This window comes from Acinetobacter sp. CIP 53.82 (assembly GCF_000369465.1).
In the GTDB taxonomy this organism is placed as follows: Bacteria; Pseudomonadota; Gammaproteobacteria; order Pseudomonadales; family Moraxellaceae; genus Acinetobacter; species Acinetobacter indicus.
Genome location: NZ_KB850046.1, coordinates 1,522,587 through 1,547,699, shown reverse-complemented (window position 1 = coordinate 1,547,699; position 25,113 = coordinate 1,522,587). Strand labels below are relative to the sequence as shown.

Annotated in this window: 26 protein-coding genes; 8 read left to right on the top strand and 18 right to left on the bottom strand. The window is 45.1% G+C overall.

Features of this window, described 5'->3' with window-relative positions:
• Positions 1-47: 47 nt before the first annotated feature.
• A complete protein-coding gene (locus tag F905_RS12840; RefSeq protein WP_005181447.1) occupies positions 48-959 on the bottom strand; it encodes a DMT family transporter in 912 nt (303 codons plus the stop codon).
• Positions 960-1,287: 328 nt separating this feature from the next.
• On the opposite strand from F905_RS12840, the gene F905_RS12830 reads away from it, so the two are divergent.
• From F905_RS12830 to F905_RS12820, 3 genes are all read left to right on the top strand, one after another.
• Positions 1,288-1,830: a glutathione peroxidase gene (locus tag F905_RS12830; RefSeq protein ID WP_005181445.1), complete on the top strand. Its 543-nt coding sequence runs from the start codon at positions 1,288-1,290 to the stop codon at positions 1,828-1,830.
• A gap of 182 nt (positions 1,831-2,012) precedes the next feature.
• Positions 2,013-2,621, top strand: coding sequence for a hypothetical protein (locus F905_RS12825; RefSeq protein ID WP_005181443.1), 609 nt, complete (start codon positions 2,013-2,015; stop codon positions 2,619-2,621).
• Positions 2,622-2,741: 120 nt separating this feature from the next.
• On the top strand, positions 2,742-3,740 hold the full coding sequence (locus F905_RS12820) for a pirin family protein (RefSeq protein WP_005181442.1): 999 nt from the start codon (positions 2,742-2,744) through the stop codon (positions 3,738-3,740).
• A gap of 191 nt (positions 3,741-3,931) precedes the next feature.
• Here F905_RS12820 and F905_RS12815 read toward each other — a convergent pair whose 3' ends face one another.
• From F905_RS12815 to F905_RS12765, 11 genes are all read right to left on the bottom strand, one after another.
• Complete coding sequence (locus F905_RS12815) at positions 3,932-4,414, bottom strand: DUF2846 domain-containing protein (RefSeq protein WP_005181435.1); 483 nt, start codon at positions 4,412-4,414, stop codon at positions 3,932-3,934.
• 135 nt (positions 4,415-4,549) lie between these two features.
• Positions 4,550-4,969, bottom strand: a complete 420-nt coding sequence (locus tag F905_RS12810) for a F0F1 ATP synthase subunit epsilon (RefSeq protein WP_005181432.1) — start codon at positions 4,967-4,969, stop codon at positions 4,550-4,552.
• Positions 4,970-4,995: 26 nt separating this feature from the next.
• The gene (gene atpD, locus F905_RS12805; RefSeq protein WP_005181429.1) at positions 4,996-6,390 is read right to left on the bottom strand and encodes a F0F1 ATP synthase subunit beta; all 1,395 of its coding nucleotides are present in this window, start codon (positions 6,388-6,390) and stop codon (positions 4,996-4,998) included.
• Positions 6,391-6,416: 26 nt separating this feature from the next.
• Positions 6,417-7,286: a F0F1 ATP synthase subunit gamma gene (gene atpG / locus F905_RS12800; RefSeq protein ID WP_005181426.1), complete on the bottom strand. Its 870-nt coding sequence runs from the start codon at positions 7,284-7,286 to the stop codon at positions 6,417-6,419.
• An 86-nt stretch (positions 7,287-7,372) separates the two neighbouring features.
• Positions 7,373-8,917, bottom strand: a complete 1,545-nt coding sequence (gene atpA, locus F905_RS12795; RefSeq protein ID WP_005181412.1) for a F0F1 ATP synthase subunit alpha — start codon at positions 8,915-8,917, stop codon at positions 7,373-7,375.
• Between the two features lie 46 nt (positions 8,918-8,963).
• A complete protein-coding gene (locus tag F905_RS12790) occupies positions 8,964-9,500 on the bottom strand; it encodes a F0F1 ATP synthase subunit delta (RefSeq protein WP_005181408.1) in 537 nt (178 codons plus the stop codon).
• A 12-nt stretch (positions 9,501-9,512) separates the two neighbouring features.
• The gene (locus F905_RS12785; protein WP_005181403.1) at positions 9,513-9,983 is read right to left on the bottom strand and encodes a F0F1 ATP synthase subunit B; all 471 of its coding nucleotides are present in this window, start codon (positions 9,981-9,983) and stop codon (positions 9,513-9,515) included.
• A gap of 40 nt (positions 9,984-10,023) precedes the next feature.
• Positions 10,024-10,269 (bottom strand): F0F1 ATP synthase subunit C, encoded by a 246-nt coding sequence (atpE, locus tag F905_RS12780; RefSeq protein WP_000424060.1) that lies wholly within the window; start codon positions 10,267-10,269, stop codon positions 10,024-10,026.
• 84 nt (positions 10,270-10,353) lie between these two features.
• Complete coding sequence (gene atpB, locus F905_RS12775; protein WP_004970145.1) at positions 10,354-11,229, bottom strand: F0F1 ATP synthase subunit A; 876 nt, start codon at positions 11,227-11,229, stop codon at positions 10,354-10,356.
• Positions 11,230-11,330: 101 nt separating this feature from the next.
• On the bottom strand, positions 11,331-11,729 hold the full coding sequence (locus F905_RS12770; RefSeq protein ID WP_005181400.1) for an ATP synthase subunit I: 399 nt from the start codon (positions 11,727-11,729) through the stop codon (positions 11,331-11,333).
• Positions 11,730-11,900: 171 nt separating this feature from the next.
• Positions 11,901-12,740, bottom strand: coding sequence for a metal ABC transporter solute-binding protein, Zn/Mn family (locus F905_RS12765; RefSeq protein ID WP_005181397.1), 840 nt, complete (start codon positions 12,738-12,740; stop codon positions 11,901-11,903).
• A gap of 136 nt (positions 12,741-12,876) precedes the next feature.
• Here F905_RS12765 and F905_RS12760 point away from each other — a divergent pair, with 136 nt between their 5' ends.
• Genes F905_RS12760 through znuB form a run of 3 tightly spaced genes read left to right on the top strand, consistent with a single transcriptional unit; the run spans position 12,877 to position 14,942 of the window.
• Positions 12,877-13,374, top strand: a complete 498-nt coding sequence (locus tag F905_RS12760) for a transcriptional repressor (RefSeq protein ID WP_005181393.1) — start codon at positions 12,877-12,879, stop codon at positions 13,372-13,374.
• Positions 13,347-14,138 (top strand): zinc ABC transporter ATP-binding protein ZnuC, encoded by a 792-nt coding sequence (znuC, locus tag F905_RS12755; protein ID WP_005181390.1) that lies wholly within the window; start codon positions 13,347-13,349, stop codon positions 14,136-14,138. Before F905_RS12760 ends, znuC begins: the two co-directional genes overlap by 28 nt.
• A gap of 3 nt (positions 14,139-14,141) precedes the next feature.
• Complete coding sequence (gene znuB / locus F905_RS12750; protein WP_005181388.1) at positions 14,142-14,942, top strand: zinc ABC transporter permease subunit ZnuB; 801 nt, start codon at positions 14,142-14,144, stop codon at positions 14,940-14,942.
• 67 nt (positions 14,943-15,009) lie between these two features.
• On the opposite strand, the gene F905_RS12745 is transcribed toward znuB, so the two are convergent.
• On the bottom strand, positions 15,010-15,630 hold the full coding sequence (locus F905_RS12745; protein WP_005181385.1) for a LysE family transporter: 621 nt from the start codon (positions 15,628-15,630) through the stop codon (positions 15,010-15,012).
• A gap of 158 nt (positions 15,631-15,788) precedes the next feature.
• Here F905_RS12745 and F905_RS12740 point away from each other — a divergent pair, with 158 nt between their 5' ends.
• Positions 15,789-16,709, top strand: coding sequence for a Dyp-type peroxidase (locus F905_RS12740; RefSeq protein WP_005181383.1), 921 nt, complete (start codon positions 15,789-15,791; stop codon positions 16,707-16,709).
• 97 nt (positions 16,710-16,806) lie between these two features.
• Here F905_RS12740 and F905_RS12735 read toward each other — a convergent pair whose 3' ends face one another.
• The 4 genes from F905_RS12735 to F905_RS12720 all read right to left on the bottom strand — a co-directional run bounded on the left by F905_RS12735 (position 16,807) and on the right by F905_RS12720 (position 23,693).
• Positions 16,807-17,205 carry a hypothetical protein gene (locus F905_RS12735; RefSeq protein WP_034598110.1) on the bottom strand — a complete coding sequence of 133 codons (399 nt, stop codon included), beginning with the start codon at positions 17,203-17,205 and terminating at the stop codon, positions 16,807-16,809.
• Positions 17,198-18,931, bottom strand: coding sequence for a glycoside hydrolase family 19 protein (locus F905_RS12730; protein WP_005181377.1), 1,734 nt, complete (start codon positions 18,929-18,931; stop codon positions 17,198-17,200). Before F905_RS12730 ends, F905_RS12735 begins: the two co-directional genes overlap by 8 nt.
• Positions 18,928-21,822, bottom strand: coding sequence for a type VI secretion system Vgr family protein (locus tag F905_RS12725; RefSeq protein ID WP_005181375.1), 2,895 nt, complete (start codon positions 21,820-21,822; stop codon positions 18,928-18,930). Before F905_RS12725 ends, F905_RS12730 begins: the two co-directional genes overlap by 4 nt.
• A gap of 170 nt (positions 21,823-21,992) precedes the next feature.
• Positions 21,993-23,693: an NAD-dependent malic enzyme gene (locus F905_RS12720; protein ID WP_005181371.1), complete on the bottom strand. Its 1,701-nt coding sequence runs from the start codon at positions 23,691-23,693 to the stop codon at positions 21,993-21,995.
• 366 nt (positions 23,694-24,059) lie between these two features.
• On the opposite strand from F905_RS12720, the gene F905_RS12715 reads away from it, so the two are divergent.
• Positions 24,060-24,665, top strand: a complete 606-nt coding sequence (locus tag F905_RS12715) for a hypothetical protein (RefSeq protein WP_005181368.1) — start codon at positions 24,060-24,062, stop codon at positions 24,663-24,665.
• A gap of 3 nt (positions 24,666-24,668) precedes the next feature.
• On the opposite strand, the gene F905_RS12710 is transcribed toward F905_RS12715, so the two are convergent.
• The gene (locus F905_RS12710; protein ID WP_005181365.1) at positions 24,669-24,947 is read right to left on the bottom strand and encodes a DUF2798 domain-containing protein; all 279 of its coding nucleotides are present in this window, start codon (positions 24,945-24,947) and stop codon (positions 24,669-24,671) included.
• Positions 24,948-25,113 lie beyond the last annotated feature (166 nt).

Here is a 25,113-nt window from a genome sequence, read left to right as displayed (position 1 = left end):
GATCATTCAAGCAAAAAATTAAGTTTGTTTGTTCGTTTTTTAGACAATTATTTGGCTTTTAGCAGCACTGGCGCCACAGTTTTTTTCTGGGCCAGCACAATTCCGAACAGAATAATCGCCCCACCAATACTGTGATAAATGGTCCAGGCCTCTTTTAACCAGACAAAGGCAATTAAAGCGGTAAACACCGGCATCAGGTTCATAAAGATACTGGTGCGGTTCGGTCCCAGACGCTGAATCGCCATCATCCACACCAAAGGCGCAATTAATGAAGGGAAAATACTGGCGTAGATCACGCTGCCGGCATTCGCCATATTGATAGCATCAAGCCCCAACCAGGCCACAAACGGCAGGTGATACAGCAGTGCAAACAGAATCTGCACATATAGGCTCAGCATTAACGGAATCTGCAGCTGCCATTTTTTCAGAAAAACCCCGTAAAAGGCATAGAAAAATACGGCAATAATCATCAGCAGATCGCCCCACTGACCACCGGCATGCAGCAAGCCCCAAGGATTGCCCTGCCCCATCACATAGATTAGCCCGGCAAAGGACAACAGGCTGCCAATAATGGCGTAGCGATTCGGAATATCGCGCAGAATCAGCATCGACACAAAAATGGTAAAAATCGGAATAAAGGCATTAATAATGCCCATATTGGTGGCGGTGGTGTAATGCGCAGCGGTATAGGCCAGTCCCTGATACAGCACCAGTCCAAAGGCACTCAGCACTGCCAGCTGTTTCAGATGCGGCACAATCAGGGCGCGTTCACGGATCACCCGCGGCAAAATAAATGGGGTTAGAATCAGAAAGGCAAAAAACCAGCGATAAAAACTGATGCTCACCGGCGAGATAAAGTCGGTCACATAGCGGGTCACGACAATATTCAGTGACCAGATCAGTACCGCGCTGACCGGTAAAAGAATGGCCCAAGACAGCATTTTTTCTTGCTGTGTCATATTCTGTTCCTTGTTGAGTCGATCGGCCTGAAGCAGACGCTGCTTCCTGCGCTGAATGAATGCCTTTTCACTTTATTTTTAAACTTTCCTTGTGCCCTCATTCTAGTCCAATTTAACTGCTTTGGGGCAGTTCGCGATGGTGAAATCTTGTGCTGCGTTCAAATTGCTCCATCACTCCACTTTGCTGGGATTCCGCACCTGCTTAAAATATGCCGCATTGACACAGCGCTATACAAAAATCTGCCAAAAGCCGCAGCAATAGGTCTTGCGGGATTGGGCAAAGCCCGTTACAACAGAGAACGACAATAAATCACTTTAGGATAAACACATGGCATCTGTATATGACATTCCGGTCGTGACCATTCAGGGTGAAGAAACCACACTGAACCAGTATCAAGGCAAGGTGCTGCTGATTGTAAACGTGGCTTCTAAATGCGGTCTGACGCCGCAATATGAAGGTCTGCAAAAGCTTTATCAGCAGAAAAAAGAACAAGGTCTGGAAATTCTGGGCTTCCCGGCCAATGACTTTCTGGCGCAGGAACCCGGCAGCAATGAAGAAATCCAGCAGTTCTGTTCGCTGAATTATCAGGTAGATTTCCCGTTATTTGCCAAAATTTCGGTAGTGGGTGAAGATAAACATCCGCTATATGCCCGCCTGACTCAAGCCATTCCTGAGCGAATCGGTGAAGGCCCGTGGTGGAAAGATCTGGTGGATTATGGTCTGACCCCAAATGAACCACCTGAAGTGCTATGGAACTTCGAGAAATTCCTGATCAATAAAGAAGGCGAAGTGGTGGCACGTTTTGCCCCAGATATTCAGGCCGATGACCCACGTATTGTCGATGCGATTAATGCCGAACTGGCGCGTTAATTGTTTACAGTAACAAAGAGGGTCGCGGCCCTCTTTTTTTATAGATCTAGACATCCATAAGCCACGCTAATCACACCGCCTGTTTGCCCTGGAAAATTGTTATTGCTTTGCAACAATCTGTTTTTTATTTAATTAAAGCCCCTATATTAAACTGCAAGATAAAAATTGTGATTGATCTTGCCATGAAACGCGCCTTTTCCCATTTTCTCCTGCCCTTGGGTCTGTTGAGCTCAGGTCTACTGCTGGTCGGTTGTGACCAGCCCAGCGCTCCGGTTTCGGAAGCCGATCCGGATACCGAAATCACCTCCCAGCAGCAAAGCCCAGCGCCACAAGCCGATTTAAAAAGCGGCAATATGTTTTATATTGTGCGCGATGTGGCCGATATGCAGCTGAAAGCCGGTGAGTATGTCGAGCAGTTACGCCAGACCCAGACCGAGCTGCAACAGGCCGTCAACAGTCAGGATCATCAACAGCTACAAAGCGCAGCCAGCAAATTGCAACAGCAATTACAGGGCTTTAATAGCGCCTTAAACAGTTTGAATTTAAAAAGTCAGGAAATTGACAATATTCGCCAGAACATTCTGCAAGCCAATGAACAGGTTCTGGCTTCGCCATTTTTAAATGGTCAGATTGACCTCAGCAAAGTCGACTTTGCCAAAATTCAGCAGCAGATGGGCACAGTACAATCTGAGATGGTGAAACTGGCCAGCATCCTGTTACAGTCAGAGAATGCTGAAAATACTGAAAGCGCAAACACTGATACTGAAAATCAGGCAGCAACTGAATCCTGATCCTCGGGCTCACTGCCCATCTGGGTGGTGAGCTTGTCTGATTCAGACAGTTTCTGGTCTGATTCTGATGGTTAAAATTTAAAAAAAATAATGAGTTCATTTAAAAATAAGAGGTCTGCCATGCAGCATCCACTGATTTATTCTGTTGTACCGGTGACATTCCGTTTAGATCTGAAAGATCCATTTATCTTCTGTGCCCATCATCTGGATCATTTTCCGGCTGGCAATGCCCAACTGGGTCCGCAAACGCCACCACAAAATAAAGAATACAATATGTATTATGGCAATGTGGTGCCCGGTTTCCCTGAGCACCCACATACCGGTTTTGAAACCATTACCTTAGTGGAACAAGGTGTGGTCGATCATTTTGATTCACTCGGCAATGCCGGTCGCTATGCCGCTGGAGATGTGCAATGGCTGACCACCGGCAATGGCGTCGAACACTGCGAGATGTTTCCACTCGTGCATGAAGACCAAGCCAACCCAATGGAACTGTTCCAGATCTGGTTTAATTCATCGCCTGAGCAGAAGCAACAGCCAGCTGATTATAAAATGTTATGGCGCGAGCAGATTCCGCATGTAATTGAAGCCAATGCGGCAGGCCAGAAAGCTGATATCCGGGTAATTTCCGGCCAGTTTAAAGAAACCGATGCCCTGCCACGCCCACCCCATTCATGGGCAGCGCCGGCTGAAAACAAGGTGAATATTTACCTGATTACCTTAGCGCCCGAAGCTGAAGTCACTATTCCAGCCACCAGCGCCAGTTCGACCCGCTTCTGTTATTTCTATCAGGGTAAGAGTTTAGAGCTTGAAGGTCAGCAGATGGACGTGAAACATCTGGCCGAACTAAAACCGGATGTCGAGATTCATTTAAAAGGCGGACTACTCGAATCCCGGATTCTATGGCTTGAAGGTGAACCAATTGGTGCACCGGTAGCCATGCGCGGACCTTTTGTACTAAATAGTGAAGATGAACTGAACGCTGCCTTTAAACGTTACCGCGACACCCATTTCGGTGAATGGCCATGGCCGAGTCCAGCACCGGTGTTTGAACGTAAACAGCCGCGTTTTGCGACTTATCAGGGTGGTGAGCATAAGGAATATCCTGAACAGCTCTAAATTCTATTTTTATGAGAACAGCTTGGCATGTTTCAGGCTATTTTTATGAAAAATTAAACAATGAAATTATCAGGGTTTGGAAAAATGGATATAGAGCTGGGTTAAGTAAAGATGAATGAAAGTCTTTAGATCAAAAGCAAGTGTTTGCGATTTACACCTTGCAGCAACCGCAAACACAGATGTGGAAATTATTATTTAGGAAGTTGAATAGAAGGCTTAGAACATTTGCCGCCTACTGCCAAACTGTATTTTTCAATCGCCTGCTGACCTTCAGTCTCATCAACCAATTTTACGTTTGCACCACCAACAAATACACCTGGTTTAATGTATTGTTGAACATAATAGTTTTTCCCACTTTGTGTAGTTACGTTCAGGTGATTAGGAGAAAACTCTGATTCTGTAGACACAATATGTGTTTTACCACCTTCTACCTCTGTATAAAAATAAACACCACGTGCAGTTTCACCCAAGCACTCACCATTAACCCAAATATCTTTCTTGAGTCCTGCACCTACAACGCTATTCGAGCGGTACACATAGATTCCTGCTTGACCTGCTTGTGGCGCTTGAATCTTTTTTTGTTGCTGCACTGCTTGTGGATCTGCTTTCGGAACCGAAGCACAACCAACAAAACCTAATGATAATAATAGCGGTAAAATAATTTTATTTGACACCCCAAATTCCCCTTATTTATTTTTTAAGAGCATGAGATATAACAAATATATAAGTTATTTACTAATATATTCCATTAAATAGTATTCATAAAAAAACCACCCTTTCGGGTGGTTTCTTCAATCTTAAACCAGCAATTACATTGCGCGGTTTTTGATTTTGCGGATCGTTTCCAACTGTGCAGCAGTTTCTGCCAAAGCAGCCAAAGCAGCAGCAGCGTCCAAATCGCTCTTTTGATTCGCCAGCAATTGTTCAGCGTGTTTACGCGCTTCAATAATTGCCGCTTCATCCAAGTTTTCTGCACGGACTGCAGTATCTGCAAGAACCGTAACAACGTGCGGTTGAACTTCTAGAACACCACCAGATACATAGATTAATTCTTCTGTACCATTTTCCAAAATAACGCGGATCGCGCCAGGTTGGAGCAAAGTTACCAGCGGAGCGTGGCCAGGCATAATACCCAACTCACCGCCAGCACCTTTTGCAATTAGCATAGTTACAGTGCCAGAGTACAAAGACTCCTGAACACTTACAACGTCACATTGCATAGTCGCCATGAGAACCTCCTAAATTAGGTAGCTAATTAAAGTTTCTCGGCTTTAGCAATCACTTCGTCAATACCACCAACCATATAGAACGCTTGTTCTGGGATGTGATCGTATTCACCAGCTAGAAGACCTTTAAAGCCACGAATCGTTTCTTTAAGCGGTACAAGTTTACCAGGCGCGCCAGTAAATACTTCAGCTACGTGGAACGGTTGAGAGAAGAAACGTTGGATCTTACGTGCACGGTATACAGTAAGTTTGTCTTCTTCTGACAATTCGTCCATACCAAGAATTGCGATAATGTCTTTCAGTTCTTTATAGCGTTGTAGAACGTTTTGAACTGCACGAGCAATTTCGTAATGCTCAGTACCAACTACCAGTGGATCTAACTGACGTGAAGTTGAGTCAAGTGGATCGATCGCAGGGTAAATACCTTGAGAAGCGATGTCACGGCTCAATACAACAGTTGCATCCAAGTGAGCGAACGTTGTAGCAGGCGATGGATCTGTTAAGTCATCGGCAGGTACGTATACCGCTTGGATAGACGTAATCGAACCAGACTTAGTCGATGTAATACGTTCTTGAAGAACACCCATCTCTTCTGCAAGTGTAGGCTGATAACCTACTGCAGATGGCATACGGCCTAGAAGTGCTGATACTTCAGTACCTGCTAGTGTATAACGGTAGATGTTGTCAACGAACAATAATACGTCACGGCCTTTACCGTTTTCGTCTTTTTGATCACGGAAGTACTCAGCCATCGTCAGACCAGTCAACGCTACGCGTAAACGGTTACCAGGTGGCTCGTTCATCTGACCGTAGACCATTGCTACTTTGTCTAGAACGTTAGAGTCTTTCATCTCGTGATAGAAGTCGTTACCTTCACGAGTACGCTCACCAACACCAGCGAATACAGATAAACCTGAGTGCGCTTTAGCGATGTTGTTGATCAACTCCATCATGTTTACAGTTTTACCAACACCGGCACCACCGAACAGACCAACTTTACCACCTTTCGCGAACGGGCAAAGTAAGTCAATGACTTTAATACCAGTTTCTAGAAGGTCAGTAGAAGCTGCTTGTTCTGCATAAGAAGGCGCTTGACGGTGAATTGGTAAACGCTCTTCAGTTGCAACTGGACCAGCTTCGTCGATAGGGCGACCAAGAACGTCCATGATACGACCAAGTGTCGCTGTACCTACTGGTACAGAGATCGGCGCGTTAGTGTTAGTTACGTTCAAACCACGTTTAAGACCTTCAGTAGATCCCATCGCAATTGTACGTACAACGCCGTCACCAAGTTGTTGCTGAACTTCTAAAGTAGTTTCAGTGCCATCAACGTGAAGAGCGTCATAGATCTTAGGAACGCTGTTGCGTTCAAACTCGACGTCGATAACCGCGCCGATGATCTGAATGATACGACCGCTACTCATTGCTGTCTCCTCAATTCAAAATAATGTTAAACGGCAGCGGCACCACCAACGATCTCAGAAATTTCCTGAGTAATCGCGGCTTGACGCAGCTTGTTATAAATAAGTTGTAGGTTCTTGATAAGCTCACCTGCGTTATCTGTCGCAGCTTTCATTGCGACCATACGTGCAGATTGCTCACAAGCGATGTTTTCAATCACACCTTGATACACCACAGACTCAATATAACGAACCAATAAACCATTCAGCAGTTCTTCTGCTTCTGGTTCATAGATATAGTCCCAACCGTATTGACGGTTCAGGGTCTTGTCTTCTTCAGCAGCTGCTAAAGGAACAAGCTGTTCGATTTTTTGATTTTGAGTCATGGCATTGACAAAGCCGTTGGACACCAGATAAATACGATCTAACTCGCCTTTATCATAAGCGTCTAACATCACCTGTACAGAACCAGATAACTGTTCAAGACTTGGTGTATCACCTACGTTTGTAGTTGCACCTAGTACTTTACCGCCGTAGTTTTTAAAAAACGAAACCGCTTTTTGACCAATTAAAGCAAATTGAACTTCAATTGACTGCTCTTGTTGCTGTTGTACGTGTTTGACCACTTTTTTGAACAGGTTAATGTTCAAACCGCCTGCCAAACCACGATCTGAAGAAACAATGATATAGCCAACGCGCTTCACAGGACGTTCAACCATATAACGGTGTTTATATTCAGGATTCGCTTGTACCAAATGAGCAATTACACGGTGCATATTTTCGGCATACGGACGGCCTTGAGCCATGCGCTCTTGCGCACGACGCATCTTAGAAGCAGCTACCATTTGCATCGCTCGAGTAATCTTCTGCGTGCTCTTGATACTAGCTACTTTGGCGCGAATTTCTTTTAAGTTTGCCATACGCTTAACCTAGTATTCGAAGGCCCTTTCGAGCCCTCGAAGGTTGATCCGTGAACCAAACCAATACTAATTAGCAAAGTGCTAAATTAGTAAGTTTGAGTCGCTTTAAAGCTTTCAATACCTGCTTTGATTGCAGCTTCGATGTCTTTGTTGTAATCACCAGTTTCATCGATTTGTTGCATTAACGCAGCGTGCTCTGAACGGAAGTAAGAAATTAACGCAGCATCAAAGTCTACGATTTTCTTCACTTCAACGTCAGCCATGTAGCCTTCGTTAGATGCATAAACTGAAACAGCCTGGTCAGCAATTGAGTAAGGCGCATATTGTTTCTGCTTCATTAACTCAGTTACGCGTTGACCATGTTCAAGTTGCTTACGAGTTGCTTCGTCAAGGTCAGAAGCGAACTGAGCAAACGCTGCCAATTCACGGTATTGCGCCAAAGCGGTACGGATACCACCAGACAATTTTTTGATGATCTTCGTTTGAGCCGAACCACCAACACGCGATACAGAAATACCGGCGTTCACCGCAGGACGAATACCCGCGTTGAATAATGATGTTTCAAGGAAGATCTGACCATCAGTAATCGAAATTACGTTAGTCGGTACGAATGCAGATACGTCACCTGCTTGAGTTTCAATAATCGGCAATGCAGTTAATGAACCAGTTTGGCCTTTAACTTCACCGTTAGTGAATTTCTCAACATAGTCAGCAGATACGCGAGAAGCACGTTCAAGTAGACGTGAATGTAGATAGAATACGTCACCTGGGTAAGCTTCACGACCTGGTGGACGACGAAGAAGCAATGAAATTTGACGGTAAGCAACAGCTTGCTTAGACAAATCATCATAAATAATTAACGCGTCTTCACCACGATCACGGAAGTATTCGCCCATTGTACAGCCAGCATAAGGCGCCAGATACAGCATTGCTGCTGGATCAGCTGCAGCTGCTGCTACAACAGTGGTATACGCCATAGCGCCAGTTTCTTCCAGCTTGCGTACTACGTTCGCGATAGTCGATTGTTTTTGACCAATTGCTACGTATACACACTTAATGCCAGAGTTTTTCTGAGCGATGATCGCATCGATCGCCATAGCTGTTTTACCAGTCTGACGGTCACCAATGATCAACTCACGCTGACCACGGCCAACTGGGATCATTGTATCTACTGATTTATAACCAGTTTGTACAGGTTGATCCACTGATTGACGCCAAATTACGCCTGGTGCTACTTTTTCTACAGCATCAGTTAATTTCGCATCAATTGGGCCTTTACCATCAATTGGGTTACCCAAAGCATCTACGACACGGCCTAAAAGTTCTGGACCAACCGGAACTTCTAATACACGACCTGTACAACGAGCTTTTTGACCTTCTTGAAGGCCTAAGTAGTTACCTAAAACAACGACGCCCACTGAATCCTGTTCTAGGTTCAGTGCCATACCGTATAAGCCGCCGTCGAATTCGATCATTTCACCGTACATTGCATCAGCAAGACCGTGAATGCGCACAATACCGTCGGATACCATAACAATGGTACCTTCGTTTTTAGCGGTCGCGCTGGTGTCCAGATCGCCGATACGCTGTTTAATGAGCGCACTGATCTCGGATGGATTCAGTTGTTGCATTGCGCTATACCTCAATCTTTTTAAAGTTCAGTCTTCTTATATGCAATTACGCAAGAAGACGAGTCCGCATTTTTTCAAGCTTGTTAAGCGCAGAATCATCTATCACTTGGTCGCCTGCACGAATAACAACACCCGCGATTAACGCCGGGTTGACTTCTACTACAATAGAAACCGTGCTGTTGAAACGCTTTTCCAGCGCCGCTTTCAACACTTGTTCTTGGTCAGCAGACAATGGGAAAGCCGATTCAATTACGACGTCCACATTGTTGTTATTCTGTGATTTGAGCTGTTCATATTCTGCTTGAATTTCAGGCATTAAAGACAAACGATCATTTTCAGCAAGCAAAGTCAAAAAATTTGACAATGCTGCAGTCTGGTCTTCACCTAAAACTTTTGCAAAAACACTCACCTGCTCTGCAGGAGTAAGCTCAGGGCGATTTAAGTAAGCTGAAAATGCTTCGTCTTGTACCGCAGCACTGAGCAATGCTAGTGCTTGTGACCAACTGTCAGTTGCACTTTGCTCAGAGGCATAAGCATATGCTGCTTTCGCATATGGGCGTGCCAACGTCAAGAGTTCAGCCATATTTCGCCTCGCTTAAAGTTTAGCAGCCAGCTGGTTCAGCATGGCATTGTGAGCTTCTGCGTCAACTTGCTGGCTAAGAATTTTCTCAGCACCGGCAACTGCCAAAGCAGCGACTTGTTGACGTAATTCTTCGCGAGCAGCATTGATTTCAGTATCAACAGCTTCTTTCGCCTGTTGACGGATACGCTCACCTTCAGCAGATGCTTGAGTACGCGCTTCTTCGACCAATTGTGCTGCACGACGGTTCGCTTGTTCGATCAATTGAGCCGCTTGTGCTTTCGCTGCGTCTAGCTCTGCCTTAACTTGTGCTTGCGCATCAGCAAGGTCAGCTTTTGCTTTTTCAGCAGCATTTAAGCCATCAGCGATGCGACGCTGACGCTCACTAATCGCATTGATTAGTGGTGGCCATACAAACTTCATGCAGAATGCGACGAAAATCGCAAATGCAATCGCTTGGCCAATCAATGTGAGGTTGATATTCATTGCTATTCCTCAAATAGTGGATTTTTGGGAATTAAGCTGATTAACCTACAAATGGATTAGCGAAGATGAAGAACAAGCCAATACCAACACCGATCATAGGCACAGCATCAAGAAGACCCGCGATTAAGAACATACGAGTTTGAAGTTGTGGAGCCAATTCTGGCTGACGTGCAACAGCTTCAAGGAAGCGACCGCCCAAAAGACCAAAACCAATCGCAGTACCTAAAGCACCGAAAGCGATCAAGATAGCAGATGCAATTGCAACTAGACCTAAAGTGAGTTCCATGAAAAATTCCTCAGAGGTTAGGTTTTATACCAAATTAAATTAAAAAATTGTGCCCAACCATCCGGTGACAGTCAGGCAATACCATTAATGCTTTTCGCTTGCCATGCTCATGTACACGATTGTCAACATCATGAAAATGAATGCTTGTAGCGTAATAATCAAAATGTGGAAAATCGCCCAAGGCACAGACAATGCCCACTGGATCCAGAACGGTAATAACGCGATAAGAATGAAGATTAACTCACCCGCATACATGTTACCGAACAGTCGTAGAGCCAATGAAACTGGTCGCGCCAAGAAAGTAGTCAATTCCAACAATAAGTTGAATGGAATTAAAAGCACTTTAGCAACTGGATTACTTGGGTTAAATGGGTTAAGTGCCAACTCACCAACGAAGCCGCCAACACCTTTCTCACGAATACTATAGAAAATAATTAAGAAGAATACAGAAATAGACATACCTAAGGTAATGTTTGGATCTGTAGTCGGAACAATTTTAAAGTAAACCTGATGAGGGTCCACACCCAGCATAGATGCAATCGCCTGTTGAGCTACATAAGGAATAAAGTCAACAGGGATTAAATCCATCAAGTTCATGAGGAAAATCCACACGAAAATGGTTAATGCTAAGGGTGCAATTAATCGAGACTTCCCATGGAAGGTATCACGTACACTTGAATCTACAAACTCGATAATCACTTCAATTACTGACTGGAATTTACCAGGCACGCCTGAATTTGCAGCTTTCGCGACAATCCAGAACAATAAACAGAAGATCAGACCAAGTCCGATAGACCAACCCATTGAATCCAAGTGAATAGCAGTGAACCCCATCTGTTGAGCTTCTTCAGCAGACTCAGCCAACTTCCATGAACCGTCTGGCATTTTGCCGTACGTCATGTTGGTCAAGTGATGCTTGATATACTCGGTCGAAGTAAGGGCATGTTCTTCAGCAGCCATAAATCACACCTGGTCAATGTCAAAAACAAAAGAGGGAACGAATATCGCGTGCTGCTTGATATCTCGCTCATCTCCTAAAAACTTTTCAATTTTTGCTGCGCCTATACTCGTTTTTGTAGACGTGACACCCAAAACGGAGCGACCCACGACATGGCCTGAACGAGAATAAAACCACAAAACAATGCAACCGGAGACAACGGCTCGACATTGCTTAAAATTAAAATGAATCCTACGATCACAATCGCAAACTTACCGAGCATGCCCCTATACATGTTCGACAGAACTTGTTTAGATGCTCTCGCGCCTGCTGCGCGGAACGACTGCCAGGAAAAATAACAACTTGCAACCCAACATACCAATGCACCAAGTGCGGCACTCAAGGCGGCTGTAGCATCTTTGAATATCCAGGCAATCAATGCAGCAACAGGTATCATGAATGCTTGCAAGAAGACCAAAGCTTTCGCTAATCGTCGGTCAATCAAGCGACTAGTTCGGCTCATTTACTTTCCACTCACAGCATAAATGCTTGACAAGTTTAACTGATGATCGTTTTTTATCGCAGGCATTATAGAGTTACACCCCTGAACATGCAATCTTTTCCCGATCTTAGTCGTATTTTTTTGCACAACTGTAACCGTATTGTCATAATTCAAATTTGCCGCCAAAACGCGCTATTTTTGCGCATTTATTACACATTTTTGCGTTTGGGTAGCCAATTTCTGCCAGGCCTGCACAAAGTCCCCTGCCCCACTCATACTTTCGTCGACCATTTGAAACACAATCGGATTCAGGCGCTGATACTGGCTCTTGCTGGCATGACCTTCGGCCAGTAAACACATTTTCGTGTTTGGACGATGATCATTCATATATTTAATTTGCGCCACCGTCGGAGCGACATGCGGATCATGGGTCAGTGCGCCGGCAAACTTCAGGTTCAGCGGACGTTCCAGATATTGATAGGCATCATGATAAGACCAGTAGGCTTTGGCCGAGGCTTTGCTTTTAAACTTGTCTGCGGTCAGGAGCAGCTCTTGGGCAAAGGCATGGGCATTGGCCCAGTACTGTTCACGCTGCTCAGGCACCTGCTGGGAACGCAAGGCCGCAATAAAAAAGCCGATACGGATGGCATTGTTCGGATCAAGCCAGACATGCGAGTCAACTGTATCTTTTAATGCTGCACCACGAGGGCTACGCTGTGGTAGCGTTTGCAAAATGCCAGAATCTAGCAATGAAATAGCTTTGCTCTGATTGCTGAACAGTTTTTCTAGAGGCGCTTCATGCGCTTTGCCCAGCCAGATCACCAGACCTGCATCCTGAATGGTCTTGCGATGTGCAGGAGTCAAACTGACATCATGTCCGGTCTGGTCGGCCAATAATAAGGTCGGGGTTTCTATGCCTTGTGTAATTTCCTTGGCAATCAGATAAATCGGCTGTGTCGAAATAACAAGACTTTGAGACCAACTCAAGGTACTGAACAAAGCCAGAGCACAGAAGGCGAAAAAACGGGACATGAGCGCAAAATCATAAAACAGGATAGATGTTATATTATAACAAAATAACAAAAATACCTATGTATAATCGAATCTGACTATACTTCATGTTAAAATTTAATGTCCGATTTTCCTCCTACATTTCCTTGGGGTAGCTATGAGCTTATGTTCTCATGAACATCATGATGCATTACATGGCGTGCACGACCATCAAAATATTGAGCAGCGTCTTGCTGAAGCCGAAAGTCTCTGTGCCGCCACAGGTGCTCGCCTGACCCCACTTCGTCGTGAAGTGCTGGAACTGATTTTAAATGCCTCGGGCCCGATGGGGGCATACGACCTGCTGGCCAAAATTAAAAGTGAGTCAGATCGTCCGGCGGCACCACCAACCGTGTACCGCACCCTCGACTTTTTATTAGAAAAAGGGCTGATTCACCGTTTAACTTCTATTAATGCCTATATTCCCTGCTGCCATCCGCGTGAAGGCCATCAGGCGGCGTTTTTAATTTGCACCGAATGTAAAGTGGTCAAAGAAGCTTCTGCACAGGGTTTACTGCAGCAACTGGCAGAGCTGTCGGCTTCGGATCACTTCACCGCCCATCACAGTATTATCGAGATTTCTGGTTTATGTCAGCACTGCGCCAGCAAACGCTAAGTCCTGCGCCGCTGATTCGTCTTGAACAGATTCAAGTCCGGATTGATGAGCGTGATATTTTAAAACAGGTCGATTTCTCTTTACATGAGAAAGAAATTGTCACGCTCATTGGTCCGAATGGTGCCGGCAAATCGACGCTGATTAAAGTCATGCTCGGTATTGTCAAACCCACGGCTGGCAAAGTACTGGCCGCTAAAAAACTGAAATTCTCCTATGTACCGCAGAAATTCAATCCTTCGCATAGCTTGCCGTTAAGAGTCAAGGATCTGCTGGCTTTAGAAAAATGTAGCAGCGCTTTAAAAGCAGAAATTATCCGCGATACCGGTATTGCCAAGCTGGAAAATTCCAAAGTGCAGCAATTGTCAGGTGGTGAACGGCAGCGCGTGTTACTGGCCCGCGCCTTATTGCGCCAACCGGATGTGCTGGTGCTGGATGAACCAATGCAGGGGCTGGATATCCAGTCGGAAGCCGAGCTGTATGACTATGTGCGTAGCCTGCCAGAAAAATATGGCTGTGCCGTGCTGATGGTCTCACATGATCTGCAATGGGTCATGCAAGGCACGCATCGGGTGGTATGTTTAAATAAACACATTTGCTGTAGCGGCTTGCCCGAAAGCGTGCAGCAGCATCCGGAATATCAGGCCATTTTTGGCACCAACCGGGTGTTCTATCAGCATCATCATGATCATTGTGCGCATGGCGACCATGCTGAGCCGTGCCAGCATGATTCCCGTCCCCATATTCACCCTGAACCGGAAGTCTAAACCATGATGGATTGGTTATCGTTATTACTTCCGGCCTGGATCATGGGCACTTTACTGGTGTTTCTAACCGCACCGCTCGGCTGTCTGATGCTATGGCGCCGGATGTCTTTTTTTGCCGATACCATGGCACATGGCACCTTATTGGGTGTAGCCATTGCCGGCGCCTTGAACTTACCGCTGTGGATGGGTGTTACGTTTTTAGCCTTATTATTGGTCGGTATTCTTTGGATTCTGCACGATCCGCGCTTACCGAATGATGCCCTGCTGGCCTTATGCTCTGCGACCCTGCTCTGCTCCGGTCTGCTGTTTATCCAGCACATTCCAAGCCTGCGCCCGGAACTGCTCAGCTACCTGTTTGGTGATCTACTCACGATCTCCTGGGCTGATTTACCCATCTTTGCGCTGGTGATTGCCGGTGCACTGCTGGTTTTATATAAATATTGGCAGGCTCAGATTCAGATTGCGATTGATCCGGATATTGCTGCCAGTGAAGGTATTCATGCCCAGTGGCAACGTCTGATTTTTATGTTGCTGCTGGCCCTGTTTACGGTTCTGGCATTACGCGCGGTCGGCTCGCTATTGATGGGTGCGCTGCTGGTGATTCCGGCGCTCACGGCACGACTGCTGGCGCATTCTCCGAAACAGATGGTGATTTGGGCTTTTGTGATTGCACAAATTGGGGTAACGGTTGGTTTATGGTCCAGCGCCGGCTTAAATACCTCGACCGGTCTGACTATTGTGCTGACCATGGCGGTGATTTTTGCCCTGATCTTTACCATACAGAAATTTAAAAAACTGGCCTAAACAATCAACCGAAAGGTTCCATCTAGCCCTCTCCTCTTTATCATTGAGAGGGGAAAATCAACATCTATTACTGATGCACCAGACTTAATAAAAATGCAGCACCAGCAAACAGACCGGCAAACGTCCGGTTCATGACTTTCTGCTGACGCGGTGACTTTAACAATCTTAAAACCTTAGCTGCCAGGCCGGTATAGCCCGCCATCACAATCAGATCAATCGTAATCATGGTTGCTGCCATAATCAGATATTGAATCCACTGCGGTTTGGATAAATCCAGAAATTGTGGCAAGACAGCCAGCAAAAATACAATCGCTTTCGGATTGCTCATATTCACCAGAAAACCGTTCAGCAGCAGTCGTCCAGCTGATTTCTGTGGTAAATCCTGCCGGATTTCAATCGAGTGTACCGGCGCTTTCCATTGCAGATAGGCCAGATACAGCAGATACGCTACCCCGAACCATTTCACTGCCAGAAAAGCCCAAGGCGTGGTCGCAAATAGCACGCCCGCGCCGGCCGCCACAATCGCAATCTGTACCAGCAGCGCCAGTTGCAGCCCGATGGCATTCCAGTAACCATGACGAAAACCGTAATTCAGCCCACTCGACATCGAGGCAATCGCACCTGCGCCCGGCGACACACTAATCACCCAACAGGCCAGCATATAGGCCAGCCAAATCTGATAAGACATGGTAATTCACCACAAAAATGACAGATTATTATATGACGATTCATCTTTTAAGTGCGCAGTAAAGAGGCAATAAAAATCTGATCCAGAGACTGTTAAGCTGCTACCGGTTCAGGCACAATAGTTTTAGTGATTGATTATTAAAAACTTAGGAGCCATGAATGACAGCTCAATCTGTAATCTTGCCATTACCTTCAGATCATGCCCGTTTTATTGTTTTACGTTTAAAAGATTTAACTCTTGAGCAATTAAAAGAAAAATTAGCTGATCTTTTTAATACCCGTGATCGCCTGATTACCCAGCATCCTCATGCACAAATTAAAACTGCCGTGGCCTTTGGACCTGAACTTTGGGCACAACTGTACTCCCAAACTCCAGCTGGCTTTAAGCAGTTACAACCGATTGAAGGCGCATTCCAGATGCCTGTCGTACCGGCAGATGTACTCATTCATATTGCCAGTGCCCGTGCGGATATCTGTTTTGCCCTGAGCCAGTCTTTCTTTGAGGGTATTCAGGATCAGGTTGATGTTCTGGATGAGCGGGTCTGCTTCCGCTATTTTGATGGCCGCGACATGACCGGCTTTATTGATGGCACAGAAAACCCGCAATTCCCGGATGACCGTGCTGAAGTCGCTTTACTGGGCGAAGATGCCGGCATTTTTGAAGATGGTTCCTTTGTCTTTGCCCAGCGTTATGCACATGATTTAGATAAATGGAAACGTCTGAAAGTCGATGCACAAGAACAAGTGATGGGTCGAACCAAACTTGAGTCGATTGAGCTGGATGATGAGGTGAAACCTGACAATGCCCACGTCGCCCGTACCGTGGTTGAAGATGATGAAGGTGAAGAAATGGAAATTCTGCGTCATTCCCTACCGTATGGGGATGGGCAAGGTGACCAAGGCTTATTCTTTATTGCCTATACCAAGGATTTAACCATTCTGGATGCGATGCTTGAGCGTATGTTTGGCACCTCGGGAGATGGTATTCATGACCGTTTACTGCATTTTGTCACCGCTTTAGATGGCGCTTACTACTTCGCTCCAAGTGAAGAGTTGCTGGAAACAGTGCTGGAAGGATAATTTATAAAGCCGACGAGAGTCGGCTTTTTTAGTAATAATTTAAAGTTATCAGCTAGCGTTTAATTTCTCAGAGTGATATTTAAATTAAATATTAATTTCAAAAACAGGTTGCGTTAATTTTATTTAAATTAAATCTAGTTTCATCGAGATCTTTAACTTCTTTATTAATTGGCGTATATGTTGCCCCCCAAAATTCATTACCTTTTGAGATAAACGTAAAACTGGCTACCTCTCTATTATCCTCTAATTCTTTATAGGTTGTTTCCAATGCTTTTGACTCATCATCATAAATAACAGTTTTTACTTCCTTTAACTTATGAAAGGAAGTAAAAGGTCTATGGATTATTCTAGAGTTGTATCTATCAAAAGCAATTTCTATCTTCGATGTATCATCCTTTAGACAATAGTATACTTCAGATATAAGTGTTTCACTTGTTTTTGCACAAGATATCATTGAAAATAAATAAATTATTATAAATATAAGCTTTTTAACCACTTAATTTTCTCCTAGCTAATACTTCTGCTCTTTCCTGTGTGTAGCCATATCTCTTAGGTGGTTTAAATTTTTGATTCTTGGAAAGTTCAATAAATCTTGCATAACCTTTTCTTGCTTCACTTAATGATTTTGTACATCCAATTTTCTTGTATTCAGGGTCATGCCACAACCCCCAACCAAATACCTCACCAACCATATCATTAACTATACTATTCTCTAATTTAAAATCATCTAACGAACTTAATAAAGATTGATCAATTATTTTACAATTCCCAACTTTTAAAATTTTAAAGGCTCTCAATAAATATGCTTTTCTATTTTCTCTACCCCCATGATTATCATTATCAAAATGATTAAAACCACCATTAATTATTGCAGAAACACCTATCAAATCATTTTTTAAAGCAAGTTCATTTAGGTCTCTAGCTTTACCCTTCCTCCAAAACCATGCTGCAGAATCAACAGCATACTTAGGACTAGAAATTTTAACTCTATTTACTCCTGTAAAGTCTTCACCTTTAAACTTACCATAAGCAATATAATTATCTTTCCAAGTTAATTGAATAAGCCCTCTTCCTTTATATCCACCATAGTTATTTTTTTCATATTCAGCCGAAACTCGCTCTTCTAAATACTTGTACTCACTAGTTTCTAAAAATGTTTGTGAAATAAAATAGGCCTTTTGTATACATTTATCTATTTTATAAATTTTAAATGAATCATTAATTGGTGCTATAAATTTAGATAAGTGCTTTGTACTTCCTACTGCCAAAGCCTTTAAATCATCCAAAGTGATATCTCTTCCACATGCACAATCATGTAGCTTTATATTCTGCTCAATTATTGGCTCATTTTTTTCAGTCAAACCTTTAACAATATCAACATCTAGATGTAATTTAATAGCTTCCTCTTTAACTCTTTTGGCCACATAACTTACTGGATCTAAAGGTTTTCCATCTGGTTTGAGTACAGTAAATTGTAATCTCTGCCCAACCATACTTATTAACGGCAGTTTTCCATTGGAAATCGAATAAACCTTTTTCTTCCCGGTAGCTACAATTAACATCTCAATATTTGTTTTTTCAATAACGTAATTACTACCTTCACGATCTACAAGTGTTAGTGTAGAAGTACTTTTAAACTTTTCATAGGGTTCATCTAATTGAATCAGAATAGGTTTTTCTGTGCCATTACCTGAATTAAGCGATCTTTTTAAAACAAACTCATCATTCGATGTTAAGGCTAAAAATTCAATATCACGATTAGCCGAAGAGAGGACTTCAACTCTTCCTTGATCATCTGTAATACGTTCAAAACTTTTCTTTCCCTTTGGTCGTGTTTGTATCGGAAAATTAGCCATAATCTTTCCATGAACATCAACCACTTGAAAAGGTGTTACCACCAAACCATTCTGAGAAATCGTACTATTCATTTGTCGATATTCTTCAATGGTGTTAGGTAACTGAATTTTTATAGGATGCTCTGAAGAGGAGAGTGTCGAAGAATTAATGACCTTCACCACAGTATAATCAGATGCCTTCGGTGGTTTTGCTAAAATTTCTACCATCCGATTAGGAGAAGCTTGAAAGACAAATAAGCCATCTGTATCTGTTTTCTTCAGATTCTCTCTCGATGAATTTTGATAACGTGATTTCACCTTCAGATTTCTGACATATCGTCCAGATTTATCATAAAACTTAGAGGTAATGGTCACCAGTTTACTCATGATTCAATATCCTCGTGTGTAGACACCTCATCCTCCTGATCTTCTTCTATTTCTTCGAGCAAATAATCAATCTGTTCATCACTCAATGCTCCACTCAAATGTGTATGCAAAGAGTTAAAGCCCAGTGCAATAAAGTCAGTTGACTGCGGCGTATAGAACCTAAAAGTACTCAATTGATGTTGTTCATTTAATATGGATTTATTGGTTTTCAGAAGCTTTCCATCAGTTTGATCAATCACAAAAATTTCTTTTTCTCCTGCAGATGAGCTATTCCATTGATAATTGATCTGATTACTAAATAATGTTGCCATCTGAGGTAAGCTCATCTTCGGTTCAACCACATTCTGTGGCTGTAAAAACAGATGCTGCCCCGCTTTCACCTCAAATTTACTTGCAGTCGTAGGAAATATCCCTGAAGCATTTATTCTTAGTTGCGAACCGCCTGCGGTCAGTACGATTTCTTTCGCACTGGTGATGTCGACATTTGCCTCAGTCGAAATAATCTGCACCCCTTTTCTGGCAATCAGGTCTGCGCCATCCCCTTGGGCTTGAATCTCGACTTTGCCTTTACCAGCATATAAGCGTGCACCCTCTTGTGCTGCAAATAAACTTAGTTTCTGGCTAGCATGTGCAATCAAAGACTGCTGTGTGCTGAGGTTAATACTCTCTCCGGCACTGTGGCTGATCTGACCATCGGCAGAGAGATGTACATCTTGCTGGCTACTCAGCGCAATAGAATTTGGTGCGCTAAGAATCATTAAGGCCTGTTTAAAGGCAGCGGCTTTATTTTCATCCTGCTGTTCGATCTGCTCTAAAAAGTTCTTTAAGTTATCGAGAACTTCTAAAGGATCGGTCTGCTGGTTTTTGGCCACTTCACTTAAGGCTTGGGCATTGCTCAGTGAGCTTTCAATCTGGCTATTGGCTTCACTGGCATCGAGATGGTTGCCTTCTGCCTGTGCCTGTGGATGGGTGGAAATCAGCAAGCCTTCTCCGGCACGGACCGCACCCCACTGATCGGTTCTGAGCTCAAAACCTTCACCACGGCCATCACTTTCAGCGCTGGCTTTGGGATGACTTAAGTTCCCCAGGTTCAGTTGGGTCGCACCATGGCTGCTTTGCAGCTGAGCAGAAATCTGCTTCGGAGTATCATCAAAACGCAGCTGGTTAAAGCCACTGCCTTCAATTTCCTGTGAGCGGATCCCGCTGAGTTTTTTGGTGTCGGGTAGTTGGCCTTGTTGGTCGAATTGGGTTGGCGAGCGTTCTGCTTCATGTAGACGACCCACGACAAATGGCCGATCGATGTTACCGTCGAAGAAGTCGATCACCACAATTTCATTAATCCGTGGCAGGAAACGTGCCCCGTAGCCTTCTCCGGCCCAAGGCGTCAGTACATCGACCCAGGCGGAATCGGTGTCATTGTCATTACTGCCGGCCCCGCCATCATGCTGATGGTCATCACTGCGGGTAAACAGGAAACGGACTTTAATCCGTCCCCATTCATCGACATGGATGCTTTCGCCAGCAGGACCGACTACCCGGGCGCGCTGTGGATGAGCCGCCGGTCGGTGCTGTAGTGGATGGTATTCCGGTACCGTATGGATGTTGCGACGTTGTAAGGTTAAGGTATTGCCTTGACGTTCATCCGGGTGTTGTTTTTGTTGAAAACTAAAATGGCTATGCCAGTGGCTCTGGCTGAGTAGCTGGTTGATCTGCTGATTGAGGTCTTTAGGTAAGTTGTTCTGGTTATAGAACTGTTTGCCGGTAATTAGAAATTCTTTGTCTGCTGCGCTGTGCTGGTCAATTTCCGGGTGTTCATTCAGTTCAAACCAGTAGCCGACCTGGGCATCACGGACGGTGGAATGGGCACTAAAGTATTTGGATTGCAGGTCGTGGTAGTGACTGAGGTTCTGGTTCAGTTTGTCCAGCTGGTTATTAGAGGATGCGGTGGCCTGGTCTTCGCCATTTAAATCCTGCATCCAGGCCGGGCTGATCTGCCAGGCTTGTTCCAGGCTCAAGCTGGCATTGTCCTGATTATGGCTGTGCTGGTGTTTGCTTTGCACTGAACCGGCGCCTTCTTCCTGGCTGAGACTGTCTGACTGCCAGCGTTGCAGATGTACGGCCGTCGGTTGCAGGCTGCGCTGGGCAATCAACTGGGTGATGCTATCTAATTGTTCGGTGGCACTGGAGCGATGAAAGCGGATACTGCGGCGGTTTAAGGCACTATACTGGCTGTTGTCATCAATCAGGCGCAGTTTCTGGGCCTGAATCGGGCTGCTGGAATGTACAACCTGTAACTGGGCTTCATCAATCAGCCAGTTAATCCCTTCACTGCGCCAGAGTCGGGTCAAAAAGTCATAGTCGGTTTCATTGGACTGCATGATAAAGGGACGCACATCCAGTTCCTGGGTCAGGCCAGTTAAGTCCAGGGTTAGGCTGGCAGCAAAGAGCGGGCTTTTGTTTTGCCATTCTTTAAATAAGATCTCACTGACCTCGCGCACGCTTTTATTCATAAACACGCGGCTATTACGGCGTTTATGCCAGAGTGCAGTCGGATCTTCTAGCGTGAGTTTATAGAGGGTGAGTGAGCCATCACTCTGGCCTTGCGCGGCTGCGGTGATGATGCCGCTGCTGCGAAACAGCTGGCCCTGGTCAGTGACCTGATCGACGGCAACCTGCGCGCCGATAAACTGTTTTAACGGAATCTGGGCATTGGTCGAAAGACAGATCAGTTCGGCATGTAAACCGTCATTGAGCTGGTGTTCACCATCGATGCGCTGTAAAAAAACATCGGCATTTAAGGCAGGCTGAGAAAATTGAATATGGAGGGCACGTTTTTGTGGGCTGAGGCCGGCCTGCTCCAAGGCAGTATGGATATGAACACGGGTTATCATTGTTATAAAAGCTATTGTTTTAATTTGCCCCGATTCTAAACAATGCTTATTTTTTAATCCAGTCTCCCGCTTTCATTTCGGGGCTACAAACCGCCTGTTTCCGACCAGTTGCGATCAACAGCTGCCCTAAAAAAAAGGAGCCGAAGCTCCTTGTTGTGTTTGTCTATATTTTAGAAGGTAATCCGGCGATAACTGCGGTATTCCGGTTTCCAGAAATTCGCCTCAATGGCCTCTGCCAGTAACTCGTCACTGATTACTGGTGCTACACCGGCCAGCATCGCCGCTTTAGCCACTTTAAAGGCAATAATTTTCGAAACCTTCTGGATTTCATTTAAATCCGGCAGCAGATCGGCCGTTGGATCGAGCAGCATCGGCGAACAGTCTGCCAGTGCATTACTCGACGCCATCAGCATACTGTCTGTGACTCGGGTCGCGCCGGAGGCGACTACACCCAAACCAATACCCGGGAAAATATAGGAGTTATTACACTGTGAGATATGATAAATCTTGCCATGATAATTCACCGGTGCAAATGGACTACCAGTTGCAATCAGCGCCTTACCTTCAGACCATTGCAGGATATCAGCCGGCACCGCCTCAACCCGTGAGGTTGGATTCGACAGTGGCATTACAATTGGTCGCTCACAATTTTCCGTTAGTGTGCGAATAATTTCTTCGGTAAACAGCCCCGGCTGACCCGATACACCAATCAGTACCGTTGGTTTGGCATGTTTGACTACATCGAGTAGTGAAATCATGTCATCGGCATTGCCCCAGGCTGCAACCCGTTCAGGCGGCTGTGCCAGTTTGCGCTGGAAGTCCAGCAGATTCGGCTGGTTTTCGGTGATCAGGCCAAAACGGTCAACCATAAATACCCGCGCACGCGCTTCGGCATCGCTTAAACCTTCATACATCATCTGCGCAATAATCTGCTCGGCTATGCCGCTACCAGCAGAACCGGCACCGAGGAAAGCCACCACCTGATCTTTCAGCTGTTTACCAGCGGCACGTGAGGCAGCAATTAAACTGCCCACCGAAACGGCTGCGGTGCCCTGAATATCATCATTAAAACAGCAAATCTGGTCACGATATTTGTTTAACAATGGCATCGCATTGTTCTGAGCGAAATCCTCAAACTGGATCAGCGCTTTTGGCCAGCGGCGCTGGATCGCGGCAATCACTTCATCAACAAAGGCATAGTATTCATCGCCGGTAATCCGCGGCTGATTCCAGCCCATATAAATTGGATCATTCAGCAGTTGCGGGTTGTTGGTACCTACATCTAAAGTAATTGGCAAGGTATAAGCCGGGCTGATCCCACCACATGCGGTATATAAGGATAATTTGCCAATCGGAATCCCCATCCCGCCAATCCCCTGATCACCAAGACCTAAGATGCGCTCGCCATCAGTGATTACAATCACCTTCACGTTTTTCTTGTTCACATTTTGCAGAATGTCATCAATATGGCCGCGGTCCGGATAGGCCAGGAAGATGCCACGATGACGGCGGTAAATATCAGAAAAACGCTGGCAGGCTTCGCCAACCGTCGGGGTATAAATAATCGGCATCATTTCACTTAAATGATGCTCAATTAAGTGATAGAACAGGGTTTCGTTGGTGTCCTGAATATTTCTTAAATAAATATGCTTGTTGATGGCATCGTTAAACGACACATACTGCTGATAGGAGCGCTGACTCTGTTCTTCAATGCTCTCGATGGCATGTGGAAGTAAACCGTGGAGATTAAAATGGCGGCGTTCCTCTTCTGTAAATGCACCGCCTTTATTAAGCAAAGGCAGCTCCAGAAGCGTGTTTCCGGCATAAGGGATGTAAAGCGGTTTTTTGGTGGCTGAATTCGCTGATGTCATTTCCGATCTCATTATTCGATGATCCAGAAGGAGGCTCAAAGCAAAAGTTCCTCTGGGAGATAAGCTAGCTTAGCCCGTTTTGAGGACAATGGGGTATTTAGAAAATTGATAATGATTTGTGGATAATTTAGGTACTGAATAAATTTGTCCAATCCGGCATCCAGTCACGAAATAACGCTTTCCCGAAGCTCAAAATGCGGTTTTTTATGCCCAAATCAATCCCCTGCCTGTTTAGCTTACAAATCCTCGACCCATCAGGATGTAGTTTTTCGCTGTTTTTCTGTTACATGCAGCCAGTGCAGATTTTTCAATTGGCCTCAATTTGGGTATGCTCTGGGGCAAAACACAACGACATATTTAAAAATCATGTATATCAAGCCATGGATTACACTGGGCGGTTTGGCCGCTGTGCTGGGGTTAGGCGGCTGCCAGACCCTTTCCAATACCACTGAAAAAGTCAGCGATCAGGTGACCGGTTTATTCTCCGCTAAAGACAAAGCACCGAAAATCGACAAAGATGGCGTGGTCGATATCAGTAAAAAAACCCTGGAGCAATTGGAAAAATTTACTGCCAGCATGCCGACTCAACAATGGGTCTATATTGAAAATGAACAGCTGGGACGCTATCAGCTGAAAAACAAGGCTCAGGATGGAGTGATTCTGACTCTGGCCCTGCACTGCAAGATCAGCAGCCAGCGACCGACCTTCTCGCTCAGCAATGCCGAAGGCAAACCTCTATTAAAGGCTTATGATCCGAATGCCGGACAGATCCAGTTCCTGCTCGACAATCAGAATTATGGCAATCCTTTTAATGTACATACCGATGAGCCATTGAAACGCTTCCAGGCAGCCATTGCGCAGGCCAAGGTGATCAAGATTTTTAATGCCTCCCGGCTTTATACCTTCCAGAATGGCAATGCCGATCTGCTGAGTAAACCGGTGTCCTGTCAGGAGTCTGGTGCATCGGGCTAAATGCTATTTGGGTGCCCCCGGCATATCCACCAGCATCGCGGTAAAACGGCGCACCAGCGGCAACACCACCAGCACCACCGGAAAGGCAATGGCCCAGGAAATCATCCAGTTCTGGAACCACAGTGTGATCAGCCCCTCGACCCAGCCCAGCGCACGCAGCATATTGACCATTGAAATAATACCGCTCATCAGGCCAGACAGCAGCAGCGGCATAATAATGCCCGCCCATTTTGCTGGCAGTTTAGGAATATTGGCGATGATTACAGGACGTTTGGCGTGCATGCGTGCTCCTACAGCGGGACAAATCCGTCATTGATCAGGTCATTTCATGGCCATGGTAGCATTTTCAGGCTACAGATGGCGCAGAATGTCGGACAATCTTCATTCACTACAAATGGGTTCACCTAAAGACAGTGAAATTTGCTATATTTGCTGTTTTTCTGCGACA